11 protein-coding genes and 1 riboswitch are annotated in these 14379 nt (G+C 43.1%); of the genes, 6 read left to right on the top strand and 5 right to left on the bottom strand.

The genetic code is table 11. The features are described from left to right. Positions 1-658 precede the first annotated feature (658 nt). Positions 659-1978: a T9SS type A sorting domain-containing protein gene (locus CLV59_RS29485; protein WP_394336936.1), complete on the top strand. Its 1320-nt coding sequence runs from the start codon at positions 659-661 to the stop codon at positions 1976-1978. A gap of 78 nt (positions 1979-2056) precedes the next feature. Here CLV59_RS29485 and CLV59_RS20095 read toward each other — a convergent pair whose 3' ends face one another. The 5 genes from CLV59_RS20095 to CLV59_RS20075 all read right to left on the bottom strand — a co-directional run bounded on the left by CLV59_RS20095 (position 2057) and on the right by CLV59_RS20075 (position 7877). Next, positions 2057-3412 (bottom strand): DUF5074 domain-containing protein, encoded by a 1356-nt coding sequence (locus tag CLV59_RS20095; protein ID WP_111593878.1) that lies wholly within the window; start codon positions 3410-3412, stop codon positions 2057-2059. A 103-nt stretch (positions 3413-3515) separates the two neighbouring features. Next, positions 3516-5036 carry a hypothetical protein gene (locus CLV59_RS20090; protein WP_111593877.1) on the bottom strand — a complete coding sequence of 507 codons (1521 nt, stop codon included), beginning with the start codon at positions 5034-5036 and terminating at the stop codon, positions 3516-3518. 72 nt (positions 5037-5108) lie between these two features. After that, a complete protein-coding gene (locus tag CLV59_RS20085) occupies positions 5109-6044 on the bottom strand; it encodes a DUF4465 domain-containing protein (protein ID WP_111593876.1) in 936 nt (311 codons plus the stop codon). A gap of 48 nt (positions 6045-6092) precedes the next feature. Next, entirely contained in the window at positions 6093-7562 is a 1470-nt protein-coding gene (locus CLV59_RS20080; protein ID WP_111593875.1) for a PKD-like domain-containing protein, read from the bottom strand. Between the two features lie 15 nt (positions 7563-7577). Further along, positions 7578-7877 (bottom strand): hypothetical protein, encoded by a 300-nt coding sequence (locus CLV59_RS20075; protein ID WP_146616258.1) that lies wholly within the window; start codon positions 7875-7877, stop codon positions 7578-7580. A gap of 112 nt (positions 7878-7989) precedes the next feature. After that, a riboswitch (cobalamin riboswitch) is annotated at positions 7990-8197 on the bottom strand. Between the two features lie 125 nt (positions 8198-8322). Here CLV59_RS20075 and CLV59_RS20070 point away from each other — a divergent pair. The 5 genes from CLV59_RS20070 (at position 8323) to CLV59_RS20050 (ending at position 14360) form a co-directional block, all read left to right on the top strand. Continuing rightward, the gene (locus tag CLV59_RS20070; protein ID WP_111593873.1) at positions 8323-8709 is read left to right on the top strand and encodes a VOC family protein; all 387 of its coding nucleotides are present in this window, start codon (positions 8323-8325) and stop codon (positions 8707-8709) included. 90 nt (positions 8710-8799) lie between these two features. Beyond that, positions 8800-9705, top strand: coding sequence for an SDR family oxidoreductase (locus CLV59_RS20065; RefSeq protein ID WP_111593872.1), 906 nt, complete (start codon positions 8800-8802; stop codon positions 9703-9705). 146 nt (positions 9706-9851) lie between these two features. Then, positions 9852-10772: a helix-turn-helix domain-containing protein gene (locus CLV59_RS20060; protein ID WP_111593871.1), complete on the top strand. Its 921-nt coding sequence runs from the start codon at positions 9852-9854 to the stop codon at positions 10770-10772. 101 nt (positions 10773-10873) lie between these two features. Continuing rightward, positions 10874-12013, top strand: a complete 1140-nt coding sequence (locus tag CLV59_RS20055) for a serine hydrolase domain-containing protein (protein WP_170137829.1) — start codon at positions 10874-10876, stop codon at positions 12011-12013. 121 nt (positions 12014-12134) lie between these two features. Next, entirely contained in the window at positions 12135-14360 is a 2226-nt protein-coding gene (locus CLV59_RS20050; RefSeq protein WP_111593869.1) for a WG repeat-containing protein, read from the top strand. Positions 14361-14379 lie beyond the last annotated feature (19 nt).

Below are 14379 nucleotides of genomic sequence, written 5' to 3'. Positions count from 1 at the left end.
CCTTTCCAGCAAAACTTGTCCTGTCACTACCAATATTTCGGCAAACAATGCCACTCCTGTAGTGAATGCCGGCAGTAACTACACGATTCCTATCAGTACGCCGTTCGCCCTTACCGGCTCCGCTACGGATGCTAATGCAGGCGATGTGCTGACGTATTGCTGGGAACAAAATGATGCGGCCCTGTCTACTCAAACAGGCGCCAACAGTGTCGCTAGTCCAACCAAAGCAACAGGGCCTAACTGGATTTCATTCCCGCCTTCTACCTCTCCTACCAGGTATTTCCCTAAAATGGCCACTATCCTGGCCGGAAACCTGGTATCAGGTCCATTGCCAGGCGGCGATGCAGGCGCCAATACAGAAGCGCTGAGTTCTGTTACCAGAGATCTGAAATTCCGGTTAACAGTACGGGATAATGTTCCCTACAGCTCTACCCCTCCGGTTACGATCGGGCAAACCAATTACGGGGAAATCACCGTTTCTGTGAACAATACGGCCGGTCCGTTTCAGGTGACCTCTCCTAATACGCTTGTCACCTGGGTAGGAAATACCTCTCAACTGATCACCTGGGATGTAGCTAATACCACTGCATCGCCGATTAGTTGTGCCAACGTAAAGATATCTATCTCCACAGATGGCGGCACTACCTTCAGCACACTGGTGGCCAGTACGCCTAATGACGGCAGCGAATCTGTCACCATTCCTAACACGCCGACCACTAACGCCAGAATAAAAGTGGAAGCCGTTGGTAATATCTTCTTCGATATTTCCAATGTTGACTTCACCATTACGGCCGGTTCTGCATGTGCGTCTCCTAGCGGGCTATCCAGCTCATCTATCACTGCAACGACTGCAACGATCGGATGGACTGCTGTAAGCGGAGCTACCTCTTATGATGTGGATTATAAAGCGACGACCTCTTCTACCTGGATCAACGCAGCAACAGCTACCAGCAGCGTTTCAGCTGGTTTAACAGGTCTGGCAGCTAATACTACTTACGATTACCGGGTAAGATCTAATTGTGCAAGTGGTAGCAGTACCTATTCTGCTGGCCAATTCCTTACGCCATCTCCAGGCGGTTGCTTTGCTCCTACCGGCTTAAACAGTACAAGCATCACCAGTAGTGGCGCAACTGTCACCTGGACAGCAGTAAGTGGCGCTGCAGGTTATGATGTAGATTATAAAGCAAATTCCGCTTCCACCTGGATCAATGCAGTAACAGGCACCACTTCTACCAGTGTTAATTTAACTGGTTTGTCAGCACTTACCTTGTACAACTGGAGAGTAAGAACAAGATGTTCCGATACCAGTACCTATGCTTCTTCCCAGTTCACTACGGCAAGCGCTGGTTGCGCCAGTCCGCTGGATACTGCCACTAACAATACCATCGCAGGCGCTGCCACCATTCCGTTTAATACGGATGTTACAGGACTTATCAGTCCTAGTGGAGATATAGACAACTACAAATTTGTTATCACCACCGGCGGCACTATCACGATTACATTGGGTACGCTTCCTGCCGATTATGACCTCAAACTGTTGAATAGCGCAGGTACACAACTTGCCATTTCACAGAACGGAGGTACCACCAGTGAAAGCATCAGCAGAACAATGACCCCAGGTACTTACTATGCACAGGTATATGGCTACAGTGGCGCCAATAGCGCAACACAATGCTATACTTTACGCGTACAATTAGGTACCGCCAGTAAAACAACAGAACGTAGCAGCAGCGAGGAAGCACAAAGTATACAGGCATTCCCTAATCCTGCTAACAATGTTTTAAATATTAATCTCACCGGGTATAAAGGAAAATCAGAAGTGAATATCACAGACATCAATGGTCGCGTGGTATTACGCAGAATGGTAAGTACCACTTTATCGCAAGTGGATATCTCTTCCTTACAGGCCGGCGTTTATGTGATTAGTATTAAAAACCGGGACGGAAGTGTAACAATGACGAAGTTCATCAAACAATAAAGACAAATAATAAGTAGAACGAAAAAATCCCGCTGCAGTAGCAGCGGGATTTTTATTTCCAGGTGAAATCCGATTCCATTAATTAAAAGCGTACGTAAAGAATATACCAGCCGGGAAGCGGGTATGATTCTTATAATTCGCGCTTAAAGCAGCTTTATCCCTAAAGTTAAAGACACTGGTATTATTTTTCAGAAAGTCCATACCATAGGCTTTAATAGTATTCAGGTAAACTTCGCCGGTAACCGGGTGTACAGCGATGTTGTTATACACAATATTCGCATTCTCCACCATTGTCTTGGCATCCACCATAAACTCTGTGGTACCCACACTGAAAATATGTCTGTATATTTTCGTACCTGCGCCGCTGAAGTACAGGGTATCTCCTTTAGCAGTGATACCAGGAGTTGCACCAAAACCAGCGCTTACGCTACCTGCAGAGACTTCATTCGCCTTGATCAAAGAATAATCTCTGAAATTAATTTTGGAAATTTTAGCAGGAGATCCGGTGGTAGATACCCAGATATTACCATCGCTGGCACGGAGTACGCCACTAACGGTTGCTTTCATATCCAATGCATAAGTAATGGTATCCTTGTTAGGTTCTACTACATATACTTTTGTGCCAGCAGCCGCGAAAATTTTATTGTTTGAAACGGCCATCGTCATTTTCGCAGCAGATTTAGACCCTTTAATAAAGGTAAGTACCTTACTGGTGGTATTGAATTTATATAGACCGTTATTATCGCGCAGGATTACATTTTCTTCATCCAAAACAGCTACGTGAGTAGGCCAGCTAAGCGTTGCCAGTTCATCATTAAAGGCGGCTTCTTTTTTCAGTGTTTCAGCATTGGCGACAACCAGCAAACCATCATTATTAAAAGATGATCCTACTGCATTCTTCTTACCGTTTTGTGAAATGATGTATATTTTGTTGCGATTGATATACAGATCCTGCGTCACATTACCCAGTTCTGTGCCATTGGCTTTAAGATAAGCGCTGTCGGTCACTACGCCGGAAGGACTTATAAAAGTCAGGGAGCCGTTCTCTGTGGTCATATTTCCTTCATTCAGGATGAAGGTGCCGTATTTATATTTTCCATATACAGACACGGTTGCCTTGGATGAAGATTTTACCCCATACTTAGTGGCTGCTACTGTGATCGTATGTTCGCCTAAATCACTGGAAATAAATTTAAAGGTGGAATCGCTGCCTACAGCATCTTTCCCATCTACAGACCATACAAAGGTGCTGCCCTGGCCAGCTTTCGCCTTAAAGAATAAGGTGTCTTCCTGTGCTACATTGTTCTGAGAAAGTACATTCACAATTTCTACTTCATTGGCTCCTACAGGCTGCAATTCATTGGCATCATTTCTCGAACAGGATACAGCTGCAACGGCGATCATCGCCCCCAATGCTAAAACTCTTTTTTTCATAATTGTTTGTTACTGATTGTTTTTTTTCGCGTGACTCTTTTTTATAGATAAAATATTAGGTTGGTACTCAGTGCGCTCGGAAACTGGAAAGTTTCGATGTTCATTATTGTTTAATGGTTGCGATATTATTGCCTAACAGGTGTAAATCTTCTCCACGTCCCACTTCCGTGGATGCTTCTCCCAGCCAGCCATTCTCCTGGTTTACGCCGCTATACACCTTTACGAAGTCGATCCCAGGTAGATTTACTTTATTACCATTCTTATCGATGGCCCAGTCGATATCAATACCGGAATTATCATGGGTATTGGGATAGTTATCTACATATCCATATCTGTAAGCATAGAGTATATAATAGCTACCTTGCCCACTCTCATCCACGCCATTATTGGCCAGGCAAATACCTTTAAAGGTTAATTTATCATCTTTCACCCATGCCGGATAGTAACTTTGTACGTGATAGGTATTTTTGATCTTATAGCCCTGGCGGCCCTGGTTGTCGGTCCAGAAAATATAATTCCCTATACTGATATAGCCATTCGGGGTACCAGGTGTTTCTACGGTTGGACGATGATAGGTCATTTCATAATTGCGGTAGGTCTTGGTATCAATTTTACTGGTAACGGCAGTATTATACCAAGGCTCGTTTTCCGCGCCAAAATTTCCGCTGCCTTTTATCTCGTACCATTCATCATCATCGGGTTTGCCGTTTTTATTCTTGTCATATGCTACCATAATAATTCCGGGCTCGCAGCTGCCGCCAAATGGCGCATCCGGACGCGGATTACTGTTGGCGCCAAATGCATTTCCATAAATTCTGAAATCGCGCCTGCCGGCAACGTTCACAATAGTATGGTCAAAGCCCAGTACTACATAACCACCCCAGCCTCCTAATGTGATAATATTAGCATCTTCACCTATCAGCTCTTTACCTGCTTTGGCGACCATTGTTTCATAAGTATCTCCTGCTACATATTTCGGCAGTTCATTTACAAACTGGCCAGGGGCAGGAAGAAAGTCGAACACTTTAGTGATGTATGGAGATTGGGTCTGTTTAGCTTGTCGTACGGTTATCTGTAGCGTATCTACTAAATCGCCGGCAGAAACTTTCAGCTGGTACGTTCCTCTGCCAACGGTAGAAAACTGTGCAGTGGCAGTACTACTGTCTGTCAATCGGTATAAATCAGATGGGGCTGTCAGGATTTCCCATTTCACATCTTTCCTGTTGGCAAATTTATCAGATGCCTGCAGTGTTAAGATGGTATTGGTGGTGGTCTCTTTGTTGATATATCTTCCTGTAGTTATTTTCACCACTTTCTGGGCAATATTTCCCCGGTTAAAGGCCATCACAATCAGGTTGTATGTTCCAGGATCGGCGGGCGCCTGAAAGCTATACTGCAATGCATTCGCCACTCTCTGCCCATCTACCATCCATACCAACGAATCTACCTTTGTTTCAACAGAAGGCTTTAACAGCATACTCTCCTTCACTACTACATAATACTCCGATTCAATTCCCGCAATAACGGGTTGTGCATCCGGTATTTCCGCATCTTCCTTTTTACAACTACTGATTATTAATAAACTGCAGGCTAAATAGATAAGCGTTTTAAATGTATAATTCATTTTATCCAATTAATTTTCATGAGTAAATGACCCTGTTATAAGAAAGCCGGGCATTAAAATTCACTTACAGTATTACTGTGTCACTTCAACGTTATCGATACAGATATAAGCTGGCGTGTTCAGGCCATATGTACCGGAATCATTTCCTTCGAAGTTGAATTCAACACGGGTAACAGTACCTAAGTCCGACAGATCGAAGTAAGTCCAGCTAGTCAAAGGACTCACTACCGGCAAATGGTTATTATAACTTGCCAGGTAAATTTCAACAGGATTACCGCCATTTGTAGGGGTACTGCCATTATAGCCATATGCCAGTAATTTAAAGTAGCCCTTGCCATTTGCGACATCTTTGAGAGGAGTAGCTGTGCCGGAACCGAATGCATTACCATTCATAATTACGCCATAGGTATAGGAAGAAAGACATACATACATGCCTTCTACTGTTCCGCTACCGCTGGTGAAGTTCATCGTTGGACGAGTGGCATAGGAAGAGTTATATCCATCTACATATCCAAACATTACAGCGAAATTGCTGCTACCGCCATATCCGCCATTTTTCGAGCCGCTGGTACCAGAATAAACACTGCATTGGTTGAGATAAGAATACCACCAGTCGCCGGTTTTACCCAGGGTATTTGACTTGTAGTTCCAGTCGGACACCACAAAACCGCCATTCCAGTAATCTACAGGAGTAGATCCTCCGGCGCCTTTGATAGCAAATCTCAGATTGGTAGGAGTATGAACATAAGGCGCGATCTGCGTACCTCCCCAGGATGAATAAGCATTGTCACCATAGGAAGTCGTATCTGCCATATATCCGCGTCCTATTCCCTCAAATGTGATGGTATAGGTGCTTGCTAATAAAGATTTTTGTCCTGCTTTAATGGTTTCGGCCGACTGTGTTGGAATCGGCGACAAATCATTCTGCTTGGAACAGGAAGCTGCCACAAGAATAACAGAACAAAGGACTGCAGCTAATAGGGTTTTACTTAATTGGATTTTTTTCATTAGTTGAAATTTTGGGTTTTGATATTAAATCGGGTGGCCCGGCTTTCTTTAATTTTTGAGGCGTTTATCCAGGATGCCTGCTACCTGTAACATCCGTCCTTCTTCCATATTGAAGTCCACTATCTTACCTCCGTTATTGATAAAATCCTGTTCAAATGGATATATCACCTTCTGTACTTTCACAAAATCAATTCCTGGTAATGCCACATGCTCTCCTTTCTTGTCTACCGCCAAATCAATGTCAATATTCAGTTTCTGTAGGAATGGAGGAGCTCCTGTAAGGTTGCAGGTAATACGTTTTCCTTTGCGGGTAATTGTGTTTTTCCAACCATCCAGTAATCCTGTCTGCTTGGAAGTAAGGTCAGTCACACTTAAACCTGGAAAGAACCCTCTGGAAGAAAAGGTGCCATCGCTGGTCATGGAGCTGGTGAAGGTTTTGTTGGTAACCACTTCCCCCTGAGCAGGAGTGGCCTGATTATCGCTCCAGTTGAAGTAAGAATATATTCGCTTGCTATCAGTTTCCGTTTTGCTATAGGTAAAGGTCATTTGATAGTCTGATATATCTTCCAGCCCTAAATCATCATTCTTTATTTCATACCATTCATTGTCATCTGGTTTCCCATTCTTATTTACATCATAGGCTACATATACTGCTGGCACATCCAGTTTAGAATAGATGGCGGATATTTCCATATCAGGCCCCGACGCATTAGCAACCGTATGATCAAATTTAAAGGTGGCATATCCACCCCAGGAACCTATTACCAGCGCAGGCCCTGCGTCGTTTTTCCGGATATCAGTGGCTTTCGCTAAAAAGTCGTTGTAGGGAAGCTTGTATTCATCTCCAAATTTCCAGTACTCTGCTGTTCCAATAATTGCCCAGTTAAAGTTCTTGGCTGGCGATGGCGCATATTCCAGTACCATATAGGCATTCTGAATATACTGTGCCGCCTTTACTGTAACATTGCGGGTGGCAATGACAGTCTGCTTTCCGGCAGTGGCACGAAACTTCAGTTCAAAGGTGCCGGCAACTGGCGAAATAAAGCTCAGGTTACGTTGTCTGCCAATAACAGAATCTCCGATAGACCACGCATAATCATAATCAGATCTGTCAGGCCCCGTAACGCCAGGCACAATATCGAGCACTTGACACATGGAAACGGCCAACTGATTATCGATCGACAATACAATAGGCTTTTCCACTAATATTTTGAACGATTGCTGATCCTCCCCTCCCTTATTATTTATTTTAAAAACAACTTCAAAGTTACCTGGTTGCGTGGCATCAAATGTATAATTGACCTGCCCTTCCGCCATCTGTTTACCATTCACTAACCATTTGTAATCATTCCCTTTCAGATTGGTGATACTAGGCGCCAACACGAACTTATCTCCAATATTCAAAACAATTGTATCAGTACTTACGCCAGTAATAGTGGGCGCATTGAATGATTCTTTCGTGCAAGAGATGGCAAGACAAACAACTGCCAGCAAATTCAGAAAAAAGGTTTTCTTCATATGTTTATTTTCAATTTATGGGATGCGTTGATTGATGATTCTGGTAATGATATATAGAGAGATAGATGCCATGCTATCCATAGTGGTTCTTTCCAGATCCGCCTGAGGGAAGTGCATGCGCTGAATATTTTCACCGCTGAATTGTGGAGGAGGAATGCATGCTTTGCAAGGGGAAGTTAAAATAGTTACATCCCGTAAAGCCTTAACAGCACCTGTGTTCAGGTGGTTAGAATCGCGAACAGTATGCTGGCCATACAGAGCAGTACAAATAAAGGCCAAAAACGTTATCGAAAACGTTTTTAATGCATTTAACATAAGGGTCGATAAATTGAACCATCGCAATGACCTGACAAGCCATCGAATGACAAATAATAAAACCTGAAATGATTCAGTGTAAGCTGTACCCAAAGCCCCATCCTCGAGGGCATCGAATTTATCTGCAGTGGCAGGTCTCCTGACTTATTCTCACGTTGAACAGCCTTCCCATCTTTTTGCTGTAAAGACAGTGGCAAGTAGATCTCAAAGCGTTGTTATAGAACTTACAGTAGCGGGTCTGTTCAGGATTTGCACCTGATTCCCTATTAATTTCAACATGGCGGAATGCCATGCCAAAAACCATTGCGGGCGTGAAAGTACAACAAATTATTGAAATACCTTAACACAGTTTTAATAATAAACATCGGCAGCGAACTCTTACATGGATTTACCTGGGTAGTTTGCAGACTAATTTTGTACATTGTATAAGGCCAAACAACAACGCATGAAATTACAGCTGAACACCATTATCCTTTATGTACAGGACCCACAAAAGTTAAAGGTATTTTACAAAGATGTGCTGCACCTCGAAGTAGTAGAAGAAGATGCCGTATGGGTACTCCTGAAAGCGGGTGATGCATACATTGGCTTACACAAAATGGGCGACCAATATCTCGATAAAATATCAAACGGATATCTATTCGATAACAATACAAAGATTGTTTTTGAACTCCATGAAGATATCAACGCCGTACGCTCCCAGTTGCTGGCCCAGCAAGTACCTATGCGGGAAATAAAGACATTTGAGCATTATAATTACTGGCTTTGCGATGGCACAGATCCGGAAGGAAATGTATTCCAGTTGAAACAACAAAAGCGCAACAGCGAATAAAGCACCCTCCTTTTGGCTACAAAATAGCGACATTCGGCTACATCCATCCTGTTCATTGTTCCGACTTTTGTATCAACAAAAAGCAATAAGATGAACATCGTACTCACCGGCTCGCTGGGCAACATTGGTAGGCCTCTCACCACAACGCTGGTAAATAACGGCCATACTGTTACTGTTATCAGTAGCCACCCAGAACGCAAACAGGAGATCGAACATATCGGCGCCAAAGCCGCCATCGGCAAATTACAAGAGGTAGATTTTCTCACCACAACCTTTCAGGGCGCCGACATCGTGTATCTCATGGAAACCATGGAAGCAGTGGGCGATATGTTCGATAAGTCCATCGACTTTATCAGGGATATCACCCAAATTGGGCTAAATTATAAAGAGGCCATCATGCGTTCCGGCGTTAAAAAGGTCATACATCTCAGCAGCATAGGCGCACACACGAATAAGGGAACAGGCATCATTCGCTTCCATTATGAAGTAGAGACGATACTTCGGCAGTTGCCACCAGACATTGCTGTCAAATTTATTCGTCCGGTCAGCTTCTATATCAATTTATACACCTTCATTCCCACCATCAAAACCGCAGCAGCCATTATTTCCAATTATGGCGGCGATGTAAAAGAGCCATGGGTATCACCGAAAGATATCGCTGCAGCCATTGCCGAGGAAATAGACCTACCATTCAATGGTACAACTGTACGATATGTTGCCAGCGATGAAGTCTCCCCCAATGAGATCGCCAGAACGCTGGGAGAAGCTATTGGCCAACCAGACCTCGAGTGGCGCGTTATTTCAAGTCAGCAGCTCCTGGATAACTGGCTTCGCATCGGTTTTAATGAACAAGTAGCAAAAGGATTTGTCGAATTGCAAGAAAGCCAGGCTACCGGCTTGCTTTATAAAGATTATAATCTGCATAAACCCGTGCTAGGCAACGTAAAACTGAAAGATTTCGCTAAAGACTTTGCCGATGCATATCGCATGCAATAATAGGATAACAACCCTGGGAATCAAGGGCATTCTCAGGGTCGCAGTGCCGTTAATAATATTCTTTAACTTTGGATAGGATCGTTTAGGGAGACGAACAGTTGTCGGCACACCTCATTTACTTTAAGCGTCAACAGGAATAGTAGTTTATGAGTAACATTCAGCATTTAAAGACCATCCAGGAGTTTCATCAAACCAGGGGGCTTCCATCTCCGGATCATCCTTTAATCAGTGTGGTGGATTATTCCGAAGTGCAGTTGCAGCCGGAATTCTTTGACTGCAGCTGGACACTCGACTTTTATCTAATCGCGCTGAAAAGGAATATTGGTGGCAAGGTAAAATATGGCCAGCAGACATACGATTTTGACGAAGGCGTCATGTTCTTCATTGCACCAGGACAGGTTTTTCGTATAGAGCAACCGACAGGCTCCTCCACGGAAAGGTCTGGCTGGATGTTGCTCATCCACAAAGATTTTCTTTGGAATACCCCGTTAGCCAAAGCAATAAAGCAATATGAATTTTTCAGTTATACCATACATGAAGCGCTCTTTGTATCCAGGAAGGAAGAAGATACGCTCATGGATCTCATCAGCAATATAAAGCGGGAATATCACGCCAATATTGATAGGTTCAGTCAGGGTATCATTGTTTCTCAGATAGATACTTTGCTTAAATACGCTGAACGATATTACAATCGTCAGTTTATTACCCGCAAGCAGGCAGGAACGCAAATGCTGGAGCAATTTGAACGCCTATTCACCGCATATTTCAGCGATGATATTGCCAGCGAAAAAGGGCTGCCTACTGTGCAGTATTTCGCCGAACAGTTACACCTGTCTCCCAAATATTTAAGCACGATGCTCAAAACCCTCACCGGACAAACAGCGCAACAGTTTATCCATAAAAAATTGATTGAGCTGGCTAAAGAAAAATTATCCATCACGAAGCTGAGTGTAAGCGAAATAGCCTACCATCTGGGCTTTGAGCATACCCAGTCTTTTAATAAACTTTTCAAGAACAAAACATCCCTCACTCCCCTCTCATTCCGTAAATCTTTCGATTTAAACTAAAGATTTGTCCCTTATCTAATGAATGCCATTCCACTTATAAATTTCACTATAAAAAAAGTACGGTTTTATGTAGCTTGGATGTAAGCATGATTCTATCTTGTATGAAGTTAATTCCGCTAAAAACCCTTGTCGCCTTTATCCTTTTATCGCCATGCAGTTATGGGCAAACTGCTGATACCTCATCGTTCATTAAGAGTAACAACCCATTAAAAACGCCACTTGATAGCTTGGCGCAGCGGGCGGCAGAACGATACCTGCAATCTCCGGTAACATTTGATGTATCCATTGGCATCATTAAGAATGGCATTCCCCATCAATATAACTTTCATCGGGGACCTGGCGCTTTAACACAGGCTACTACGTTGTTTGGTCTGGGCTCCATCGCAAAAACCTTTGTAGGTATTCTGCTGGCACAGGCAGTGGTAGACAAAAAAGTACAACTCGATGATGATATCCGAAAATATTTACCTGGTAACTATCCAAACCTGCAATACAAAGGGCATGCGGTGCGATTGGTTGATTTAGCCAACCATACTTCCGCACTCCCCACTATGTCCAGAGAATATGATGATAAGTATGTGGACAGTATCATTAAACTGAAACCGGCAGCCTTGCGGGAGTTTTTCCGGGTATATACGGCGGATAGCCTGTTTGAGGACATGCATCACTTTACCTTGGATACAATCCCTGGAACCAAATATCGTTATAACGGTAACGGTATGATGGTATTGACGGCTATACTACAGCGTGTCTATCATCAGCCTTACAACCAACTTATTACCGCTTTTCTGAAAAAGCAGGTTGGCATCGTACATACCAAACCTCAACTGACAGCAATAGAAGAAAAACAATTTCTTGCAGGCCATGATGAGCATGGCCAAGTACTCCCCTTTACGCCTGATGATGGTTTCAGAGCAGCCCCTTCTATGTTTTCCACTCCCGGCGATATGCTGCAATACGCAGCAGCGAATCTTCTCCAAAAAAATCCCGCCATTCGCCTTAGTCATAAAATTACGTACACCTTACCCGATGGATTGAGTATGGGACTCAGTTGGAGATTAGGTCAGGAAGAGAATGGCATTCCCTTCATCATGCATACCGGCAGAGATGGATTTGGTTTCTCTTCTCTCTGTTACATTTACCCGGATAATGATGCAGCAGTTATCATACTGGTGAATGATAGTAGTGGCCAGGAAAGGGTGATGAATTTGAAGAATGAGATTATAGCCAAGCTATTGTGACGATAAATCGAAGCAGGAAGAATTAAAACGATATTAAAATATATTACATATTTTTACATACAACATATTCCATACCTATATATTGTATTACTGACAAATCCTAAAGCCTACACCTCCTATCATGATAAGATCATTGATCAAACTTACACTGACGCCACTTTTCATCCTATTCTTCTCTACAACTCATGCACAAATTGATCAGATCAGAATTGGACAAAGCGCTGTTAAAGTTCACACGCTGGTACTGGGAGAAGTGGAGAATCATAACAAGAATTACGGTCCGAAAGATCACTCGCGTATGAGTGCAGATATGAAGTCTTCCAACAGGGATATTACAGAAGTCATCTTATATTATAAAAAATCGGTGGAATCTGCCGCAGATTCCAACCTTAATTACTGCCAGCGTTATTTCATGGCGGATGGCAGTCTTTCTTTTAAACAGAAAGAATATGAGCAGGTGACAGCAGCACAACTGGTATCGATGTATGACAGAAGCAACATTTACCGTAAAGTGGGGAGATGTTATTTTACAAATGACTATAAATACTACACCCGGATTTTTGCGGCGCCAAATGGCCACGCTATTGCGGAGTACCGCAAAACGATGACGGCCAATTTGACTGCCGATGAACTGAAACTGCTTCAGAAACAGCTGCCTGCCATAAAAGCAGCTGAGCAGGAAGTATATGATGAAAGTATGGAGGAAAGCGACTCCGATAATGATGGCATTAGATTATCGACCCGTATTGAAATAGGACAATCGGCCGCACAGATCCAGTCGCTCATCTCATTTACCACGAAAGAGTATAATAAAATTAGTATATACAGAAATGAGGCATCTTATTGCAAGTCAGATGTACAATATCAATACGGTAAGATTGCCGCTGTGACGCAGTGCTACCAGAATGCTTATCTGGCCGATTTTCAACAGCTTACTAACTATTGCAAACAGTACAGGATGGTCAACAACAGGCTGGCAGATATAGTTACCCAATATGGGAATATGTCATTAGGGCAACTAAAATGGCACTATCAGAGAACCTCCTTTGATGATATCATCGGAGATCTCTACTTCACAGACGACTATGAACATTATACAAAAATTTATTTGTCTGACGGCCTGCCCACAACCGTCTATCGAAAAACTATTCTTTCCGAACTGCCAGCAAATATCCGCACTACAGTCAGTACTAGATTAACTACAATGCGGACACAAATACGGAAAAGAGAAATGGCGGCCTATATTAAATCATTTAAAGCGGAAGATGCGGGAAGAAAAATAAGGGAGAAGATATTGCTTGGCTGCAAGCCATTCAGCGAGGGACTGGCAGCAGTTGCCATTGCTTCGGCAAAAGACAGACCTGATTACAGGGATTATCTTTGGGGCTATCTCAATGAAAACGGTGATTATGCCATTCGCCCACAATTTGCCTACACCACCTCGTTTCACGATGGCATTGCCTTTGTTATCAGATATGGAGATAAAAATAAATATGAATGCATTAACAAAGCCGGCGAAATCATTTTTGATACCACCTTCTATAAGTTTCGACCTTTTTCCGAAGGGATAGCAGTTGTTGGAGATGGTTATTACTATACCTTCATAGATAAAACCGGCAAACGAATTACCGCAGAAACATATCAGGAAGTAGGCGATTTCAAGGGCGGCCTTGCAAGAGTACAAAAACATGGCCTGTGGGGATATATTGATAAGACTGGCAAGGAAGTGATTCCTCCCCAATTTGATCGTGCAATGGACTTTGAGGATGGCATTGCGATAGCTTACCAGCAAGATCATGACAGTTTCATCTACCTGGATAAGACAGGCGCAATAGTAAAAACAGTCCAAGCTTCAAAAGGAGGATATCAGGATTATGGGATTAACGGGAAGATGATACCTTTCCGATTTGTAAACAATTTTTCCATTGTAAAAGAAGGAGGTAGGTATGGCTTCATAAGAAGTTTCCGGAAATACCTGATAGGGCCCATATTCGATAGCGTGGCAAATTTCAGTGAAGGGCTGGCCCGGGTAAAACGCAATGGCTATTGGGGTTTCCTCGATACGACAGGACATATGGTTCTCAATAAAGGAATTATGAAACAGAACCAATTAGCATCAGATAGCGCTTTTCAGTCAGTAACCGATTTTTCTGAAGGATTCTCCGTGGTTAGAGTGAATGCTATGTACGGCTATTTAGCCAAAGATGGTAAATGGCTAATCCCCCCCGTGCTTGAAGAAGCCCTACCATTCTCAGATGGGAAGGCACTTATACTCAACACAAAAGAGAGAAAAGGTTGGAACTTCATTGATAAGACAGGGAAAATTGTGTATGAGGATTTCATGTAGCCGTTATACGTATCTCATG

It is taken from the genome of Chitinophaga dinghuensis (genome assembly GCF_003259435.1).
Lineage (GTDB): Bacteria > Bacteroidota > Bacteroidia > Chitinophagales > Chitinophagaceae > Chitinophaga > Chitinophaga dinghuensis.
This window is presented reverse-complemented; position numbering and strand designations above follow the sequence as displayed.

Bases quoted from the DNA above. Each gene is read 5' to 3' on its own strand.
- CLV59_RS20095 (WP_111593878.1), bottom strand. From the start codon at position 3,412: ATGAAAAAAAGAGTTTTAGCATTGGGGGCGATGATCGCCGTTGCAGCT.
- CLV59_RS20090 (WP_111593877.1), bottom strand. From the start codon at position 5,036: ATGAATTATACATTTAAAACGCTTATCTATTTAGCCTGCAGTTTATTA.
- CLV59_RS20085 (WP_111593876.1), bottom strand. From the start codon at position 6,044: ATGAAAAAAATCCAATTAAGTAAAACCCTATTAGCTGCAGTCCTTTGT.
- CLV59_RS20080 (WP_111593875.1), bottom strand. From the start codon at position 7,562: ATGAAGAAAACCTTTTTTCTGAATTTGCTGGCAGTTGTTTGTCTTGCC.
- CLV59_RS20075 (WP_146616258.1), bottom strand. From the start codon at position 7,877: ATGTTAAATGCATTAAAAACGTTTTCGATAACGTTTTTGGCCTTTATT.
- CLV59_RS20070 (WP_111593873.1), top strand. From the start codon at position 8,323: ATGAAATTACAGCTGAACACCATTATCCTTTATGTACAGGACCCACAA.
- CLV59_RS20065 (WP_111593872.1), top strand. From the start codon at position 8,800: ATGAACATCGTACTCACCGGCTCGCTGGGCAACATTGGTAGGCCTCTC.
- CLV59_RS20060 (WP_111593871.1), top strand. From the start codon at position 9,852: ATGAGTAACATTCAGCATTTAAAGACCATCCAGGAGTTTCATCAAACC.
- CLV59_RS20055 (WP_170137829.1), top strand. From the start codon at position 10,874: ATGAAGTTAATTCCGCTAAAAACCCTTGTCGCCTTTATCCTTTTATCG.
- CLV59_RS20050 (WP_111593869.1), top strand. From the start codon at position 12,135: ATGATAAGATCATTGATCAAACTTACACTGACGCCACTTTTCATCCTA.